Genomic DNA, 15,509 nt, shown 5'->3' with positions numbered 1-15,509 from the left:
ACATATAAAAAATGCTTACGTTACAGCTCAAGTTAAAAATAACGAAAAGCAAACATCAAACAAAGTAACGTTAGCAAAAGGAGAATATGTATATTTCTGTCCTTTAAACCCAACACCACAATATACTCTAATAGTAGAGTAGTTTAATTTAGGTTGATTTTTAAAGAGGTGGGCATTTTTAGCTCACCTCTTTTTTTTTGCTAGTTGTTTAAATTAAAATTTAAATATAAAGCTATAGATTGTTTGGGGGTTACATTACCACCAAATAAATTGTGTTGTAAAGGCAACGTATAATTAGCCCCAAAAATAAATGTCTTAAAAAGTACTTCACTACCAACAGTGGTGTTGTAAACTGCTCCATCTGTATTGGCTATGACTTCATTAAATTGCTTAATCTTATCATAAATATTACCAGAAATACCAATAAAAGGGATAATACTATATTGTTTTTTGGGTATTGCATAGAAAAAATTACCAGCAAAACTAAACTGATTTCCAAAACGATATTCGTTTTTATTTTCTCCTTTTATATAATAAGAAGTATTTGTGTTTATCCCAAATTTATCTGCTGCATACGTATAAGTTAAAGATAAAATACCATCTAAACTTCCTGTACCCAATTGAAAACCAGGGTTTACTCTGTTAGATAGAACTTGTTCAAAATTTCCTGTAGGTAATTTAGAACCCAAACCAATTTCTATAGAATGACCAGAAGGCTGTTTGCCAATTTGAGTATATTCTGTATTTTCTTTTTTGTAAAAAGGAATTTTAAGCCAACTAATTAGAGTTATATCACCCAAACCATTAATATTCTCATTTCTGTCTGTAAATTTTCTTTTTAAATCTTGATACGGAAGAACAACACTTACGTATAGTTTTTTAGAAACAGGAATTCTTCCCCATAATTGATAAGTGTTAAAGCGTTCTGTACTGGTTGGAGAATTATCAAAAATACCATCTTTAGAAACAAATTTTTGAAAAATATATCTTGTTCCAATAAAAGAAGTATTATTTAATGTTCCTTGTCCAAAACTTCCACCACTCGTAGCGCAACCGCATAAATCGCAACCAAAAGCAGTATGCGATAAAAAAAAGAGACTAAAAAAGAAAAGAATTTTTGTATATCTAAAATTCTGCAAAACGTTTGTCATTTAAAAAAGTGTTATCGGTTAATGTTTTTAAAAAAGCAATTAATGCAATTTTATCTTCTTGAGATAAATCGATACCTAAACTGCCATCTTGTTTTGTAAGGAGAGGGTCTATTTTTCCTCCATTTTCAGACATTCCATCAGTATAAAAATCAAGAACATCTTCTAAAGTACCAAACCTACCATCATGCATGTACGGAAAAGTCATTTCGGTATTTCGCAAACTGGGTACTCTAAATTTGTAGAAATCGTCTTCAAATCCAGAGACGCGTTTTCTACCCTCTTCTTCAGGAAACTTTTTATTAAACGGAATTCCGTTATTTCTATAAGATTTGTCTGTAAATAAAGCTCCAGAATGGCAAGAAGCACATTTATTTTTAAAAATAACAAAACCCTTGTTTTCTAAATTTGTAAAGTTTACGTTTCCTTCTCTTCTAATGACTTTGTCATATTTAGCATTTCCAGAAATCATAGTAACCATAAACTGAGAAAGTGCTTTTAACAACCTTTCTGTAGTTGCCTCAGCATCTTCAAAGGCATTTTCAAATAATATTCTATATTCTGGATAAGAATTGAGTTTTTGAATAACAGAAGGTATTGTTTCTCCCATTTCAAAATCACTAGTAATAGGAATAATGGGTTGTAGGTCTAAATGAATTGCAGCACCATCCCAGGTAAACTCACTAAAAAAAGCAAGGTTTTGTATAGGTTGCGCATTTCTAAATCCAAAATTTCCGTCTATTCCATGACTAATTGTGTGTCCGTGATGTGTAAAAGCAGAGGCTTGTTCATGACAAAAACCACAAGAAATAATACCATCTGAAGCTAATCTACCTTCATAAAATAATTTTTTACCTAAAGCAACTCCTTCTTCTGTTAAAGGATTGTTTTCTAAATTATATTCTATTTCAGGAAAGTTACTAGGTATCTGTAATGGTATTACTGTAGGTACAATTGTATAATTCTCTTCTGTATGACAAGCTTGCAATAATATGAATCCTAAAATAATTGAGATTAATTTTTTCATAAATAGCATATTGAACCACAACTAAATTTTAGTTTAGTTGTGGTTGATAACAATTAGTTGTGTACATGATCTACAGAGAACATACCGTTAACATTGGTTGCAATCTGTGGAGATTTTGTAGCGTTAACGTGTATCTGTGCTGTATCATCTAACATAAATTTTGTTGTACCTTTTAAAACATTAGCAATATCTGCAACTATGTGAATTTCTGGTGTAGCATTTGTTCTTACTCTTGCAGAATTTTTTAAGGTTAAAGTTATCTCTTTATAATTATCTAAAGCTGTACCATGACTTCCCATGTGAAAAGCAAAAGCAGTTTCGTCTGGGGTGTTTATAGAAGTATAAGTGCCTTCAAAAACAAAAAACTTATAACCTGCTTGCCAACTCCATACCATTCCTGCATCTTGAGCCTTCGTTAAAAATTCTCCCTGACCCTCAGCTCCTTGTAAATATTTTTCTTGATCTACTCCAATACCAAAAGTAATTTTTGTGTAATCTTTAGAAGGAATATTAAATAAATTGATAAATTGAGATTCAGGGTTTTCTTCATTTACAATAAAATAAGATTCATTTTTAGGATATGTAAAAATGGTGCCTTCTTTGTCTTCTAGACGAATATTGCTTACAATATATTTTACTTTAGAAATTTTAATTTTTTCAGTTTCATTTCCTTTGTATGGTGCTGTGTCTAGCAGCAAATCTGAAGTTGAAAAAGCATTGTCAAATTCTAAAGTAATATTTCCGTTTCCTGTAATTTCTTCATCCGTAGATGTACATGCGGTTAATGTTACTGCCATAAAAAAAGCAGCGATATAATTGGTAATTTTCATGTTATAGTATTAAAATACTTCTCTTTGAAAAGTATTTGGATTTTTATAATAGACTGTTATGCATTTTGATAAAATATGTATAGCATATAAAAATTTCAGCTTCTAAAGTGGTTTTTAATGCTATTATTTCATCAAAATACGCAACAGGTCCAATAGGTATAATTGTATACATAATTATACACGAAATAACAGCGTTATTTCATGATAAAGTATACATTTTTTTACGATATGACTAAGAAATGTAGTCTGGAGGTTGTTTAAGAGCGTTGATAAAAGTTATTGAATATAAAGATTTTAACTTCCAGTATTCTTTTTTCTTAACAAAAAGTAAATTCTTGAAACTATAGTTAAAGTTGTTTTCTTTAAAAACGGGAAAAAAAGCTTCTGCAGAGGTTGTAATTCCTTTAGTGTTGTTGTCAGATAAATCTACATCTATACGAATCTTTTTTGCTAAATGACATTTACCATTACATTGTAAAATGGGCTTGTCTTTATTAACACAATACTTTTCTATAATAGTATCTATATTACACTTAAAATAAGCAATATACCCTATATGATATATAGGTCTAAAAGCAAATGCTATAAATAATATGATAGAAATGTTTTTTTTCAGATCAAAATTTTTTGCAAATATAAATCTTAACAATGCTTTTATCGTTACTTGTCAAAAATAATTTGTGCTTTTAGCTATTAAATAAACTTTTACAAATTGTATTTTTTTATAGTGAGTTACTGGGTTACTCTAAATTTATTTTAGGCTTTCATTGTATTATTTTGAATTACAACAACACAATATCTAATTTATGTTAAGAATAAAGCTGATTGTGGCATTATGAAACTTAACGAATATACAATCGTATTTTAATCAATTGTAAATATGTGTACCAACAAAATAAAATAAACTATTTTTGTTGATAGAACAATTTAAGCTATTCATTTGTTAAACTACTATTCTTATCCACATTCAACTTCAACAGAATGGGTTACTTTTGTACATGGTGCAGGTGGCAGTAGTTCTATTTGGTTTAAGCAAGTACGTGACTTTAAAAAACATTTTAATGTCTTGATCTTAGACTTACGTGGTCATGGCAATAGCAAACCTTCATTAAAAGATACTTTTAATCCTAAATATACTTTTGATTCTATTACTGAAGATATAGTAGAAGTCATAACGCATTTAGAAATTCAAAAATCTCATTTTGTAGGAATTTCTTTAGGAACAATTTTAATTCGAAATTTAGCCGAAAAAAAGCCAGAGCTAGTACAGAGTATGATTATGGGAGGGGCGATTATAAAGTTAAATATTCGTTCTCAAATTTTAATGAAATTAGGAGTAATTTTTAAATCTGTAATTCCTTATATGTTGTTGTATAAGTTTTTTGCGTTTATTATTATGCCAAGAAAAAACCATAAAAAATCAAGATCTTTATTTGTAAATGAAGCAAAAAAACTCTACCAAAAAGAGTTTATTAGATGGTTTAAATTAACCTCAGAAATCAATCCGCTTTTGCGTTTTTTTAGGGCAAAAGATATTAAAATTCCTACCCTGTATGTTATGGGTGCAGAAGACCATTTGTTTTTACCTTCTATAAAAAATATCGTAAAACTACATCAAAAAGCTTCTTTATTTGTAATTGAGAAATGTGGACATGTTGTAAATGTTGAACAACCAGAAACTTTTAATACCAAAACGATTGGATTTATTCATTCTTTAGGATAAAAAAAACGAGTAAAATATACTCGCTTTAATTTTAAGAATTCATCAAGTCTTCAATTTCTTCTGCTTCAATGGGTATGTTTTGCATTAAATTAAAAGGTTCACCTTTTTCTTGAATTACCACATCATCTTCTAAACGAATGCCAAAACCTTCATCAGGTATGTAAATACCAGGTTCTACTGTAAATGCCATATTGGGTTGCATAGGTTCGTGCAACAAACCGTAATCATGAGTGTCTAAACCTATATGATGGCTAGTACCATGCATAAAGTATTTTTTATAAGCTGGCCATTTTGGGTCTTCGTTTTGAACATCGGCTTTATCTAACAATCCTAATTGTAACAATTCTGAAGTCATTATTTTGCCTACCTCAATGTGGTATTGTTTCCATAAGACTCCAGGAACAAGCATTTTTGTGGCTTCTTTTTTTACATAATTCACCGCATTGTAAACCGCTTTTTGTCTATCAGAAAAACGACCAGAAGCAGGTATTGTTCTTGTTAAATCTGATGCATAATTGGCATATTCTGCAGCAACATCTAGTAAAATTAAATCACCATCTTTACATTGCTTGTTATTTTCTATATAGTGCAATACATTGGCATTATTACCACTGGCTATAATTGGTGTATATGCAAAACCTTTAGAACGATTTCTAACAAATTCATGTAATAACTCAGCTTCAATTTCATATTCCCAAACTCCAGGTTTTACAAAGTGTAAAATCCTTCTAAATCCTTTTTCTGTAATATTACAAGCGTGTTGCATTAGATCTAATTCAATAGCATCTTTTACAGAACGCAGTTGTTGTAAAATAGGGTTGCTTTTTGCAACTGAATGTGCAGGATATTTAGCCAACAGCCATTTGGTAAATCTATTTTCTCTAGTTTCTGTTTCTACAGAGGCTCTATAATGTTCGTTGGTATTAATATAAAAAGTATCTGCATAGGTAGACATTTCAAACAAAACCTTTTCAAGGTCTTGCAACCAGTAAATTGTTTTAATACCGCTAGTTTTTGTAGCAGCTTGTTTGGTTAATTTTTCACCTTCCCAAACGGCAATATGAGCATTAGTTTCTCTTACAAATAGCACTTCGCGTAAATCTTCATTAGGACAATCAGGAAACAATATTAATATACTTTCTTCTTGATCTATTCCACTTAAATAAAAGATATCTCTGTGTTGCTCAAAAGGCATTGTACTGTCTGCGCTTATAGGATAAATGTCATTAGAATTAAAAACAGCTAAACTTTTTGGCTTCATTTGCGCCATAAAGTTTTTTCTGTTTTTTATAAATAACTGAGAGTCTATCAAGTCGTATTTCATCTTCATCTTATATTTGAAAACCAAAGATAATCATAATAAATAGCAACTTAAAATAAGAAATGATACCCTTGAAAATTTAATAAATAACTACTAATTATTGATAATTTAAATCTCTAAAAACGTTTCTTTTTAGGAGCACCAGTTCTTCCTCGTCCAGAGCTAGATCCTGCAGGCTTATTTCCTTTAAAATGAGGTTTTTTCTTAGGTTTTGTATTTGTAGATGAGGCAGAACTAGCTGTTTTTTTCTTTTTACCAAATGACTTTTTGCTTTGTGTAGCAGCTCTTTTTGGAGGTGCAGTGTCTGTGGGTTCAAAACCAGCTACAATGGTAGATTTTAGCTTTTCATCAAGCAGTTTCTCTATTTCTTTTTGGTATTCTGTTTCTTCACTGCATACTAAAGAAATAGCTTCTCCCTTAGCGCCAGCTCTTCCTGTTCTTCCAATTCTGTGTACATAGTCTTCAGGAACATTGGGCAACTCGTAATTAATAACATGTGGCAATAAAGGGATGTCTAAACCACGAGCAGCAATATCTGTAGCAACCAGTACTTTTATGCTATTTTCTTTAAAGTTTTGCAATGCTTTAGTACGGGCGTTTTGACTTTTATTTCCATGAATGGCAGCTGAAGAAATTTTAGACTTTACTAGTTTTCTTGTTAGTTTATCTGCACCATGTTTTGTTCGTGTAAAAATCAAAACTTGTTTCCAATCGTTTTCTTGAATAAGTTTAATGGTAAAATCGGTTTTTCTACCTTTATCTACCTTATAAACACTATGGGTTACTTTTTTTGCAGTAGAATTTTGAGGAGCGGTTTCTACCGCTATCGGATTCTTTAAAATTCCTTCAGCTAATTTTTTAATATCACTAGAAAAAGTTGCTGAAAACATCAAGTTTTGACGTTTTGTAGGCATGTAACTAATAATTTTATTAATGTCTCTAACAAAGCCCATATCTAACATTCTGTCTGCTTCATCTAATATCAAAACATCAACGCGCTTAAAAGAAACTGCTTTTTGGTCGTGTAAATCTAACAACCTTCCAGGAGTAGCTACTAAAATATCTACTCCACTTCGCAACGTAGCAATTTGAGGTTTGGCATTTACGCCACCAAAAATTACAGCAGATTTTATATTTACATATTTGCTATATGCTCTTACATTGTCATATACTTGTGCAGCCAACTCTCTTGTTGGTGTAAGTACTAATGCACGCAGAGGTCTATATTTAGGATGTTTTGTTTCAGATAAATAGTGTAAAACAGGTAAGGTAAAACCTGCGGTTTTTCCGGTTCCTGTTTGTGCAGAGGCCAAAATATCTTTACCTTGTAAAATATGCGGAATTGCTTTTTCTTGTATGGGTGAGGGTTTGGTATATCCTTTTTCTTCAACCGCTTTTAAAATGGCTTTAGATAAACCTAGATCTTTAAATGTCATGTAGTATTTTTAAGAATTTAATTTGATGTAATCAAATTCTGAGGTCAAAGATACACTCTTTATATTTGTTGAGAAATCCTAAATTTTGTTAAAGATTTTGAAAATGAGAATACTAATGGTAATTTCAACATCTCAATGTAAACTTATCAACTTATGAGATTGTTTGTCCAATTTTTATACCTAAGCTTTTCAACATTACTTTTTGCTCAAAAGCCATCAACTGCTAATGATATTCAGCAATCGTTATTGCATAAATCTAAAATGATGCAATCCTCATTAGTAAAAAATGTAGCCTTTACCAATATAGGGCCAACAGTTATGAGTGGTCGTGTTGCAGATATTGCTGTAAACCCAGAAAATCCAACGGAATTCTATGTAGGATATGCATCTGGAGGTTTATGGTATACAAAAAATAACGGAACCACGTTTATGCCAGTTTTAGACAACTCGCCAACTCAAAACATTGGAGATATTGCTGTAGATTGGAACTCTGGTACAATTTGGGTAGGTACAGGTGAAAAAAATTCCTCTCGTTCTAGTTACGCAGGTATTGGCATATTAAAATCTACAGATAAAGGAAAAACGTGGCTAAATGTTGGGTTAACAGATTCTCATCATATTAGTAGAATTATTATCAATCCAAAAAATACAAATGAGGTTGTAGTAGGTGTTATTGGGCATTTGTATTCTTCAAATAAAGAAAGAGGAATTTTTAAAACAACTGACGGTGGAAAAACTTGGACAAAAACACTTTATATAAACAAAGATACCGGAATTATTGACGTGGCTTTTGCACCTAATAATTTTAATATAATGTATGCGGCTTCGTGGCAAAGAGTACGTAAAGCTTGGAATTTTGATGGAGATGGAAGCAAATCTGCCATATATAAAAGTACAAATGCAGGAAAAACATGGACAAAAATAACCAAGAATAACCAGTTTCCAACGGGTGATGGCGTAGGCAGAATAGGGTTAGCTGTTTTTAATGAAAACACAGTGTATGCTTTACATGATAGTCAGTTTAGAAGACCCAAAAAAGACGATAAAGCATCTACAGATGAGTTGACCAAAGAAGATTTTAAAACAATGTCTACAGAAGATTTTTTAAGCTTATCTGATAAAAAAATAGACAATTATTTAAAAAATAATGGATTTCAAGAAAAATATAGCGCTAAAAATGTAAAGCAAATGGTTAGCGTAGGTACTATAAAACCTATAGATTTAGCAAAATATTTAGAAGATGCCAACACAATATTGTTTGATACACCTGTTATAGGTGCAGAAGTTTTTAAAACTACAGACGGAGGAGTTTCTTGGAATAAAACACATACCAACTACCTAAACGGGGTGTATAGCTCTTATGGATATTATTTTGGTGAAATCCGTGTAGATCTTCAAAATGAAAATGCCATTTATGTTTTAGGCGTACCCATTATAAAATCTAAAGATGGCGGTAAAACATTTACATCTATTAGTAAAGAAAACGTGCACTCAGACCATCAAGCATTGTGGGTAAATCCAAAAAGATCAGGTCATATTTTAAATGGAAATGATGGTGGATTAAACCTAAGTTACGATGATGGAGATAGTTGGATAAAACTAAACAGTCCTGCAGTAGGACAATTTTATGCAATTTATGCAGACAACCAGAAAGAATATAAAGTATACGGAGGTTTGCAAGACAACGGAGTTTGGGTAGCATCTCATAATGCAAAAACAGACAAACGCTGGTATCAATCTGGGCACAACCCATATACGTCTATTATGGGCGGAGACGGAATGCAAGTACAGGTAGATGATAGAAATCCTGATATCGTGTACACAGGTTTCCAGTTTGGAAATTATTTTAGAATTGATAGAAAAACAGAAAAAAACACTTACATTCAGCCTAAGCATATCTTAGGAGAAACTCCGTATCGATTTAATTGGCAAACGCCAATTTTATTATCCAAACACAATCAAGATATTTTATATTTAGGAGGCAATAAATTACACCGTTCTTTAAATAAAGGTGATGATTGGGAAACGATCTCTGATGATTTGACTACTGGCGGAAAAAAAGGAAATGTTGCTTATGGTACACTAACCACAATTGCCGAAAGTCCGTTTCAATTTGGTTTACTTTATACGGGTTCAGATGATGGATACATTAATAGAACCAAAAATGGTGGAGGAACTTGGACGCGAATTTCTAACAACTTACCTCAAAATTTATGGGTTTCTAGAGTGGTGGCTTCTCAATTTAAAAAAGAAAGGGTTTATGCCACGTTAAACGGATACCGTTTTGACGATTTTACGCCTTACGTTTATGTTTCTGATGACTATGGGCAAACATGGCAAAATATAAGTAACAATCTTCCTGTTGCTGCTGTTAACGTGATTAGAGAAGATACTGATAATGAAAACCTATTGTATTTAGGAACTGATAACGGGGTGTATGTTTCATTTAATAGAGGTAAGTCTTGGGATGCATTTGTAAAGAATTTACCCAATGTAGCTGTGCACGATTTGGTAATTCAACCTACTGCAAAACATCTTATTTTAGGAACTCATGGAAGAAGTTTGTATAAAGCTACTATTGCTCCGTTACAGAAAATGACGCAAGAAATTTTAAAAAAACCAGTACATATTTTTGAACTAGAAGATATCCAAAAAAGAAACAATTGGGGAACTTCTAGAAGTCAATGGAGGGAAGCCTTTGAACCTGAGATTAGCATTCCTTTTTATGTAAATTCCGCTAATAAAGTTACAGTAAAAATCTTCTCTGAGGGTATGCAAATACACACATTTTCTATAGATGCAGACAAAGGTTTTAATGAGGCTTTTTATGATGTTTCTTTTTCTAAAAAAGGCTTAAAAAACTATAAAAAAGTGAATAAAGAAATAGATATCAAAAAAGCTAAAAATGGTGTTTATTATTTACCGAAAGGGAAATATGTTGTTAAAATTGGTGAGGCTACTTCTGATTTTCATGTAAAATAAAAATCTTATTCATTTTAGTTTCTCTTTAAAAGAAAGAGCAATCTGTATTAGATTTTTTAGCTTTAGTCTGCAATGACCATATAAATTGTCATGTTGACGTTATGGAGAAATTTTGGTTCTATTTAACGCTTAAGTAAAAATATACGCTAGTTTATAAAAAGCAACTGAGTTTTAGTGTTTTTTTGTATTTCAGAATCATGATTAAAAAACACAACTTGTCCATCAAAATCTGCTTCAATGAGCCAATAAGAACCTTTAAAATAACTGTTGGTTACTTTTACTTGGATTTTAGAGTTCTCAACAACTTTTAGCTGATGAGGATAACACAAAACAGTTTTACTGTTTATTACAATTTCATTAACATCATCAAACAGAGCTGCAACGTACTTTGATGCTGGATTTCGATAAATTGATGTTGGAGAATTATTGACTACAATGTTGTTGTTACGAATTACAATAAGGGTATCTGCAAAAGAAAGTGCATCATCTTTATCATGAGTGGCTACAATACACGCAATGTTTTTTTGCTTTAAATACGAAAACAAATTTCTTCTTAAATCATTTTTTTTAAAATTATCTATTTGCCCAAAAGGCTCATCTAACAACAATAATTTGGGTTCTTTTGCTAAGGCTCTTGCAATAGCAACACGTTGTTTTTGACCGCCACTTAAATTTTTAACTTTTGTGTGTTCAAATGCCTTCATTTGAATTACTTCTAGTAATTCTTGAGTTCTAGCTTCACTTTCTTCTGGGTAAAAACGAGACAAGAATTTTTTTATATTTTCTGATACAGAAATATAAGGCATCAAATCAAAATCTTGAGCTACGTATTTAAATTTGTCAAAACCAGGAACAAGGTGAAACTCTGGTCCTAAAATTTGTTCGTCGTTCCAAAAGATTTCGCCTTTTTTTAAATCTAACAAGCCATAAATAGCTTTTAAAAGTGTAGATTTTCCACAACCACTTTCACCCATAATGCAAAGGTGTTCTCCTGCCTGTACTGTAAAATCAAAGTCTTGTAAAACAGGTTTGTTTTTGTGGTATTGAAAAGAAATATTTTGAACCTTTAGCATGTTGCAAAAATAAGTTTTCTAATTGATTTGGTATAGTAAAAGGCTTGCAAGTACGCACAACTGCGTTAACGATTGAAGCATTTGTTTGAGCTCTTACAATTGAAAATTGGAAAGCGAGTGCGGAAAGCGTGACCCTTGTGGTAACGCCCAAAGAAAAAACCGATACTTTCGCATCGGTCTTTGTTTGTTGTTTAGTTTTTCAATTTTGCTTTTGGCGGATTTGGAAGCTGTTCAAAACCCATATTAAAGAGGGTAAAACCAAAAATATCTGCAGTTTCTTCAATAACTTTAGAAATGGGTTTGCCTGCTCCATGACCAGCATTTACTTCTATTCTAATTAATGTAGGAGTGTTACCAGTTTGTTTTTCTTGTAGTTCTGCAGCAAATTTAAAACTATGTGCGGGTACAACCCTATCATCATGATCGCTAGTGGTTACCAAGGTAGCAGGGTATTGTACGCCTTCTTTTACATTATGTACTGGCGAGTATCCTTTTAAATAATCAAACATTTCTTTACTATCATTTGCTGTACCATAATCGTAAGCCCATCCTGCACCAGCGGTAAATGTGTGGTAACGCAACATGTCTAATACACCAACTGCAGGTAACGCAACTTTCATCAAATCTGGTCTTTGGGTCATTGTAGCACCAACAAGTAAACCACCATTAGAACCACCGCTAACGGCTAAGAAATCTGATGAGGTGTATTTGTTTGCAATTAAATATTCACCAGCGGCAATAAAATCGTCAAAAACATTTTGCTTTTGCATTTTAGTACCGGCAATATGCCATTTTTTTCCGTATTCGCCACCACCTCTTAAATTGGGTACAGCGTAAATACCACCTTGCTCCATCCAAACCGCAATTGTAGTTCTAAAACGAGGTATCAAACTTACATTAAAGCCCCCATAACCATATAAAATAGTAGGATTTTTTCCGTTTAATTCTAGTCCTTTTTTATGTGTGATAATCATAGGTACTTTTGTACCGTCTTTAGAAGTATAAAAAACTTGATTGCTTTCATATGCATCTGCATCAAAATCTATAGAAGGTTTCCAATACGTGGTGTAGGTGCCGTCTGTAGGATTGAACTTAAATGAAGAACTGGGTGTATTGTAATTGGTAAAAGAAAAGTAGAGTTCTTTAGCATCTGTTTTGCCTCCAAAATCGCTAGCACTTCCAACTCCTGGTAGTTTTACCTCTCTAATTTGGTTTCCGTTAAAGTCATACTGTAAAACTTTAGACACAGCATCTACCATATAACTTGCAAAAAAATAACCTGCACCTGTAGAAGGAGAAAGTACGTTTTCTGTTTCTGGTATAAAATCTTTCCAGTTTTCTGGTGATGGATTACCAGCATCTACCGTAATAATTTTTTTATTGGGTGCATTTAAATTGGTAACCAAATACAGAGTACTACCTCTATTGTCTATAACAAAAGTATCACTATCTGTGTTGTTTAAAATGGTGATTAATGGGCTGTTAGGTTTAGCTAAATCTTTGATAAATAATTTATTACCTGAGGTAGAAACAGATGCTGTAATAACCAAATACCTATTGTCTTCAGTTACATAGCCGCCCACATATCTATGCTTTTCTGCAGCAGTATTGCCAAAAATAACGACATCTGTTTTTTGAGGTGTACCTAGTTTATGGTAATATAATTTGTGTTGATCTGTTTTGGCAGACAACTCACTTCCTTTTGGCTTATCATAACTAGAGTAGTAAAAGCCTTCATTTTTGTACCAAGAAATTCCAGAGAATTTAACATCTACCAAAGTGTCTTCTTTTATGGTTTTTGAAGCAACATCCATCACCATAATTTTTCTCCAATCAGAACCTGCTTCAGAGATTGCGTAAGCTGCTGTTTTACCATCTTCAGAAAAACTTAAAGTACCTAAAGATGTGGTTGCGTCATCAGAAAACGTATTAGGGTCTAAGAAAACTTCTGGTTCAGAATTTCCTTTAGTTCTGTATACTACAGATTGATTTTGTAAACCATCGTTTTTAGAAAAGTAAGTATACTCTCCTTCTTTATAAGGCGTTCCAATACGCTCATAATTCAAAATTTCAGATAAGCGAGATTTTAATTGTTCTCTGTAAGGTATATTGCTTAAATAATTAAAAGTAACCTCGTTTTGAGCAGTTACCCAATTTTCTGTTTCTGTACTTCTATCATCTTCTAACCATCTATAATTATCTGTTACAGCAGTACCAAATAAAGTATCTATAACTGGTTTTTTTGTTGTTTCTGGGTAATTCACTTCAATATTTTTTTGTGTCATTTCGGTTTTACAAGACACTAAAATAGTACTTGCCACTAAAACAGGTAAGATTAATTTGACTTTCATGATTGATAAAATTTGGTGACACCCAAAATTAGAGGTTATGAAGCATATTATCAGTTATTTAACAATTTTTAACGTTTTAACTAAAGTCTTGACAATGATGTAATTTGAAGCAATAAAAAACGACTATTTTTACAGAAAATATAGTTTGGTAGTTGTGGTACAGAAATTAGAATAAAGAATAACAATTACAAAGTATGTTTTTTTAGGAAAGAAAAAACGAAATAGTAACAAAAATTCAATTAGAAATAAAATTTTAAATTCATGACAGAAAATTTAACCAAAGCAACTTTTTTAGAAAAAGTTTTTAATTTTACAGAAAATAAAGAATGGAAATTTGAAGGAAACAAACCTGCGTTAATAGATTTTTATGCAGATTGGTGTGGCCCTTGTAAAGCATTAGCGCCTGTTTTAGAACAACTTTCTGAAGAGTATGGAGACAAGATAGACATTTATAAAATTGACACGGAGGCAGAACAAGAATTGTCTGCAGCTTTTGGGATAAGAAGCATTCCATCAATGTTATTTTGCCCTATGGGTGAAGAACCACAAATGGCAAACGGAGCCTTACCAAAACCTGAACTAGAGCGCATAATTGCTGAAGTCTTAAAAGTATCGAAATAAAACGCATCCCAACTTTCCCAAAGCAAGGGATTAATACATACGCTTCTTATTTTTTTGTTGAGAATAAGAAAAGCAAAACCCATCAAATCCTGAGAATTCATTTTCTCAGGATTTTTTTTGTTAAAGTTAAATACCTAAGAAACTAATGCATATAAAAATTATGTATATTTGATGTGAGTTTAAAAAACTGTCAGTTCGAGTGAAATTTCTTTTTCAGAAATTTTGTATCGAGAACATATAAAGCTTCTCGATACAATTTCGATTGAAACAATCGAAATCACTAGAAGTGACAAAGAAGATAAAAAATAAACGATTACACACCAAAAATGGGAAATCAAAAATTATACAAGGGTTCTTTACAAACCATTATTTTAAAATTGTTAGAGCAGCATGATAAAATGTATGGATATGAAATTACCCAACACGTAAAAGAGCTTACAAAAGGCGAGTTAAAAATTACGGAAGGTGCTTTGTACCCCGCTTTACACAAATTAGAAGCCGATGGTTTGTTAGATGTAGAGGTTGCCAAAGTGGGTAATAGATTACGCAAGTATTATAAATTAACAGAATCTGGTACCACAGAAACTGTGAATAAATTAGAAGAAATGCAAGAGTTTTTAAGGACCATGCAACAACTGGTAAACCCTAAATTACGTTTGGAGTAAAATGAGAAAGAACTATGAAATAACAGAAAAACAATTATCTTTTTTAGAGGGTTACCTTAAAAAGAAAAAGAAGTTTTTGGATCCCGAAGATTTATACGAGCTTATAGATCATATAATTTTAGACTTTGAAACAACAACAAGAAACGGTAACTTATCTTAATATTTAGCAGACAATTCTAGTTTTGTTTCTAATTATAAAGGAAGTACAACAAAAAAGGAAAGTGTAGTTCATTGGCAAAATCAAAAAGAACTTTTACAAGAGTTTTTTGGTTTTTTTTACACTATAAGACAAATTCCTTTCACAATTTTCTGTCTAATAATTATTTATTCTT

14 protein-coding genes are annotated in these 15,509 nt (G+C 31.7%); 5 read left to right on the top strand and 9 right to left on the bottom strand.

All coding sequences use genetic code 11. The features are described 5' to 3' along the window. Nucleotides 1-200: 200 nt before the first annotated feature. Genes DUT90_RS00430 through DUT90_RS00415 form a run of 5 tightly spaced genes read right to left on the bottom strand, consistent with a single transcriptional unit; the run spans nucleotide 201 to nucleotide 3,654 of the window. On the bottom strand, nucleotides 201-1,151 hold the full coding sequence (locus DUT90_RS00430) for a hypothetical protein (RefSeq protein ID WP_114424744.1): 951 nt from the start codon (nucleotides 1,149-1,151) through the stop codon (nucleotides 201-203). Next, nucleotides 1,126-2,175: a cytochrome-c peroxidase gene (locus DUT90_RS00425; protein ID WP_114424743.1), complete on the bottom strand. Its 1,050-nt coding sequence runs from the start codon at nucleotides 2,173-2,175 to the stop codon at nucleotides 1,126-1,128. The genes DUT90_RS00430 and DUT90_RS00425 overlap by 26 nt, the downstream gene beginning before the upstream one ends. 53 nt (nucleotides 2,176-2,228) lie before the next feature. Beyond that, a complete protein-coding gene (locus tag DUT90_RS00420; RefSeq protein WP_114424742.1) occupies nucleotides 2,229-3,005 on the bottom strand; it encodes an MbnP family protein in 777 nt (258 codons plus the stop codon). A 43-nt stretch (nucleotides 3,006-3,048) separates the two neighbouring features. After that, nucleotides 3,049-3,177, bottom strand: coding sequence for a hypothetical protein (locus DUT90_RS13460; protein WP_258848473.1), 129 nt, complete (start codon nucleotides 3,175-3,177; stop codon nucleotides 3,049-3,051). Nucleotides 3,178-3,237: 60 nt separating this feature from the next. After that, nucleotides 3,238-3,654 (bottom strand): hypothetical protein, encoded by a 417-nt coding sequence (locus DUT90_RS00415; RefSeq protein WP_114424741.1) that lies wholly within the window; start codon nucleotides 3,652-3,654, stop codon nucleotides 3,238-3,240. A 291-nt stretch (nucleotides 3,655-3,945) separates the two neighbouring features. Here DUT90_RS00415 and DUT90_RS00410 point away from each other — a divergent pair, with 291 nt between their 5' ends. Next, a complete protein-coding gene (locus tag DUT90_RS00410; protein ID WP_114424740.1) occupies nucleotides 3,946-4,728 on the top strand; it encodes an alpha/beta fold hydrolase in 783 nt (260 codons plus the stop codon). 31 nt (nucleotides 4,729-4,759) lie between these two features. Here DUT90_RS00410 and DUT90_RS00405 read toward each other — a convergent pair whose 3' ends face one another. Next, on the bottom strand, nucleotides 4,760-6,052 hold the full coding sequence (locus DUT90_RS00405) for an aminopeptidase P family protein (protein ID WP_114424739.1): 1,293 nt from the start codon (nucleotides 6,050-6,052) through the stop codon (nucleotides 4,760-4,762). A gap of 113 nt (nucleotides 6,053-6,165) precedes the next feature. Then, nucleotides 6,166-7,485: a DEAD/DEAH box helicase gene (locus tag DUT90_RS00400; RefSeq protein ID WP_114424738.1), complete on the bottom strand. Its 1,320-nt coding sequence runs from the start codon at nucleotides 7,483-7,485 to the stop codon at nucleotides 6,166-6,168. A gap of 153 nt (nucleotides 7,486-7,638) precedes the next feature. On the opposite strand from DUT90_RS00400, the gene DUT90_RS00395 reads away from it, so the two are divergent. Then, entirely contained in the window at nucleotides 7,639-10,467 is a 2,829-nt protein-coding gene (locus tag DUT90_RS00395) for a VPS10 domain-containing protein (protein WP_114424737.1), read from the top strand. Nucleotides 10,468-10,613: 146 nt separating this feature from the next. On the opposite strand, the gene DUT90_RS00390 is transcribed toward DUT90_RS00395, so the two are convergent. Both DUT90_RS00390 and DUT90_RS00385 read right to left on the bottom strand, forming a co-directional pair. Next, nucleotides 10,614-11,540, bottom strand: coding sequence for an ABC transporter ATP-binding protein (locus tag DUT90_RS00390; protein ID WP_114424736.1), 927 nt, complete (start codon nucleotides 11,538-11,540; stop codon nucleotides 10,614-10,616). 191 nt (nucleotides 11,541-11,731) lie between these two features. Then, nucleotides 11,732-13,891: a prolyl oligopeptidase family protein gene (locus DUT90_RS00385; protein WP_114424735.1), complete on the bottom strand. Its 2,160-nt coding sequence runs from the start codon at nucleotides 13,889-13,891 to the stop codon at nucleotides 11,732-11,734. A 261-nt stretch (nucleotides 13,892-14,152) separates the two neighbouring features. Between DUT90_RS00385 and trxA the strand changes: the two genes are divergently transcribed. From trxA to DUT90_RS13290, 3 genes are all read left to right on the top strand, one after another. Then, nucleotides 14,153-14,512 carry a thioredoxin gene (gene trxA / locus DUT90_RS00380; RefSeq protein ID WP_114424734.1) on the top strand — a complete coding sequence of 120 codons (360 nt, stop codon included), beginning with the start codon at nucleotides 14,153-14,155 and terminating at the stop codon, nucleotides 14,510-14,512. A 326-nt stretch (nucleotides 14,513-14,838) separates the two neighbouring features. Continuing rightward, nucleotides 14,839-15,177 carry a PadR family transcriptional regulator gene (locus DUT90_RS00375; protein ID WP_114424733.1) on the top strand — a complete coding sequence of 113 codons (339 nt, stop codon included), beginning with the start codon at nucleotides 14,839-14,841 and terminating at the stop codon, nucleotides 15,175-15,177. Between the two features lies 1 nt (nucleotide 15,178). Further along, nucleotides 15,179-15,337, top strand: coding sequence for a hypothetical protein (locus tag DUT90_RS13290; RefSeq protein ID WP_181858107.1), 159 nt, complete (start codon nucleotides 15,179-15,181; stop codon nucleotides 15,335-15,337). Nucleotides 15,338-15,509 lie beyond the last annotated feature (172 nt).

The sequence above is a fragment of the Polaribacter sp. WD7 genome (assembly GCF_003335085.1).
Taxonomy (GTDB): Bacteria; Bacteroidota; Bacteroidia; order Flavobacteriales; family Flavobacteriaceae; genus Polaribacter.
This window is presented reverse-complemented; position numbering and strand designations above follow the sequence as displayed.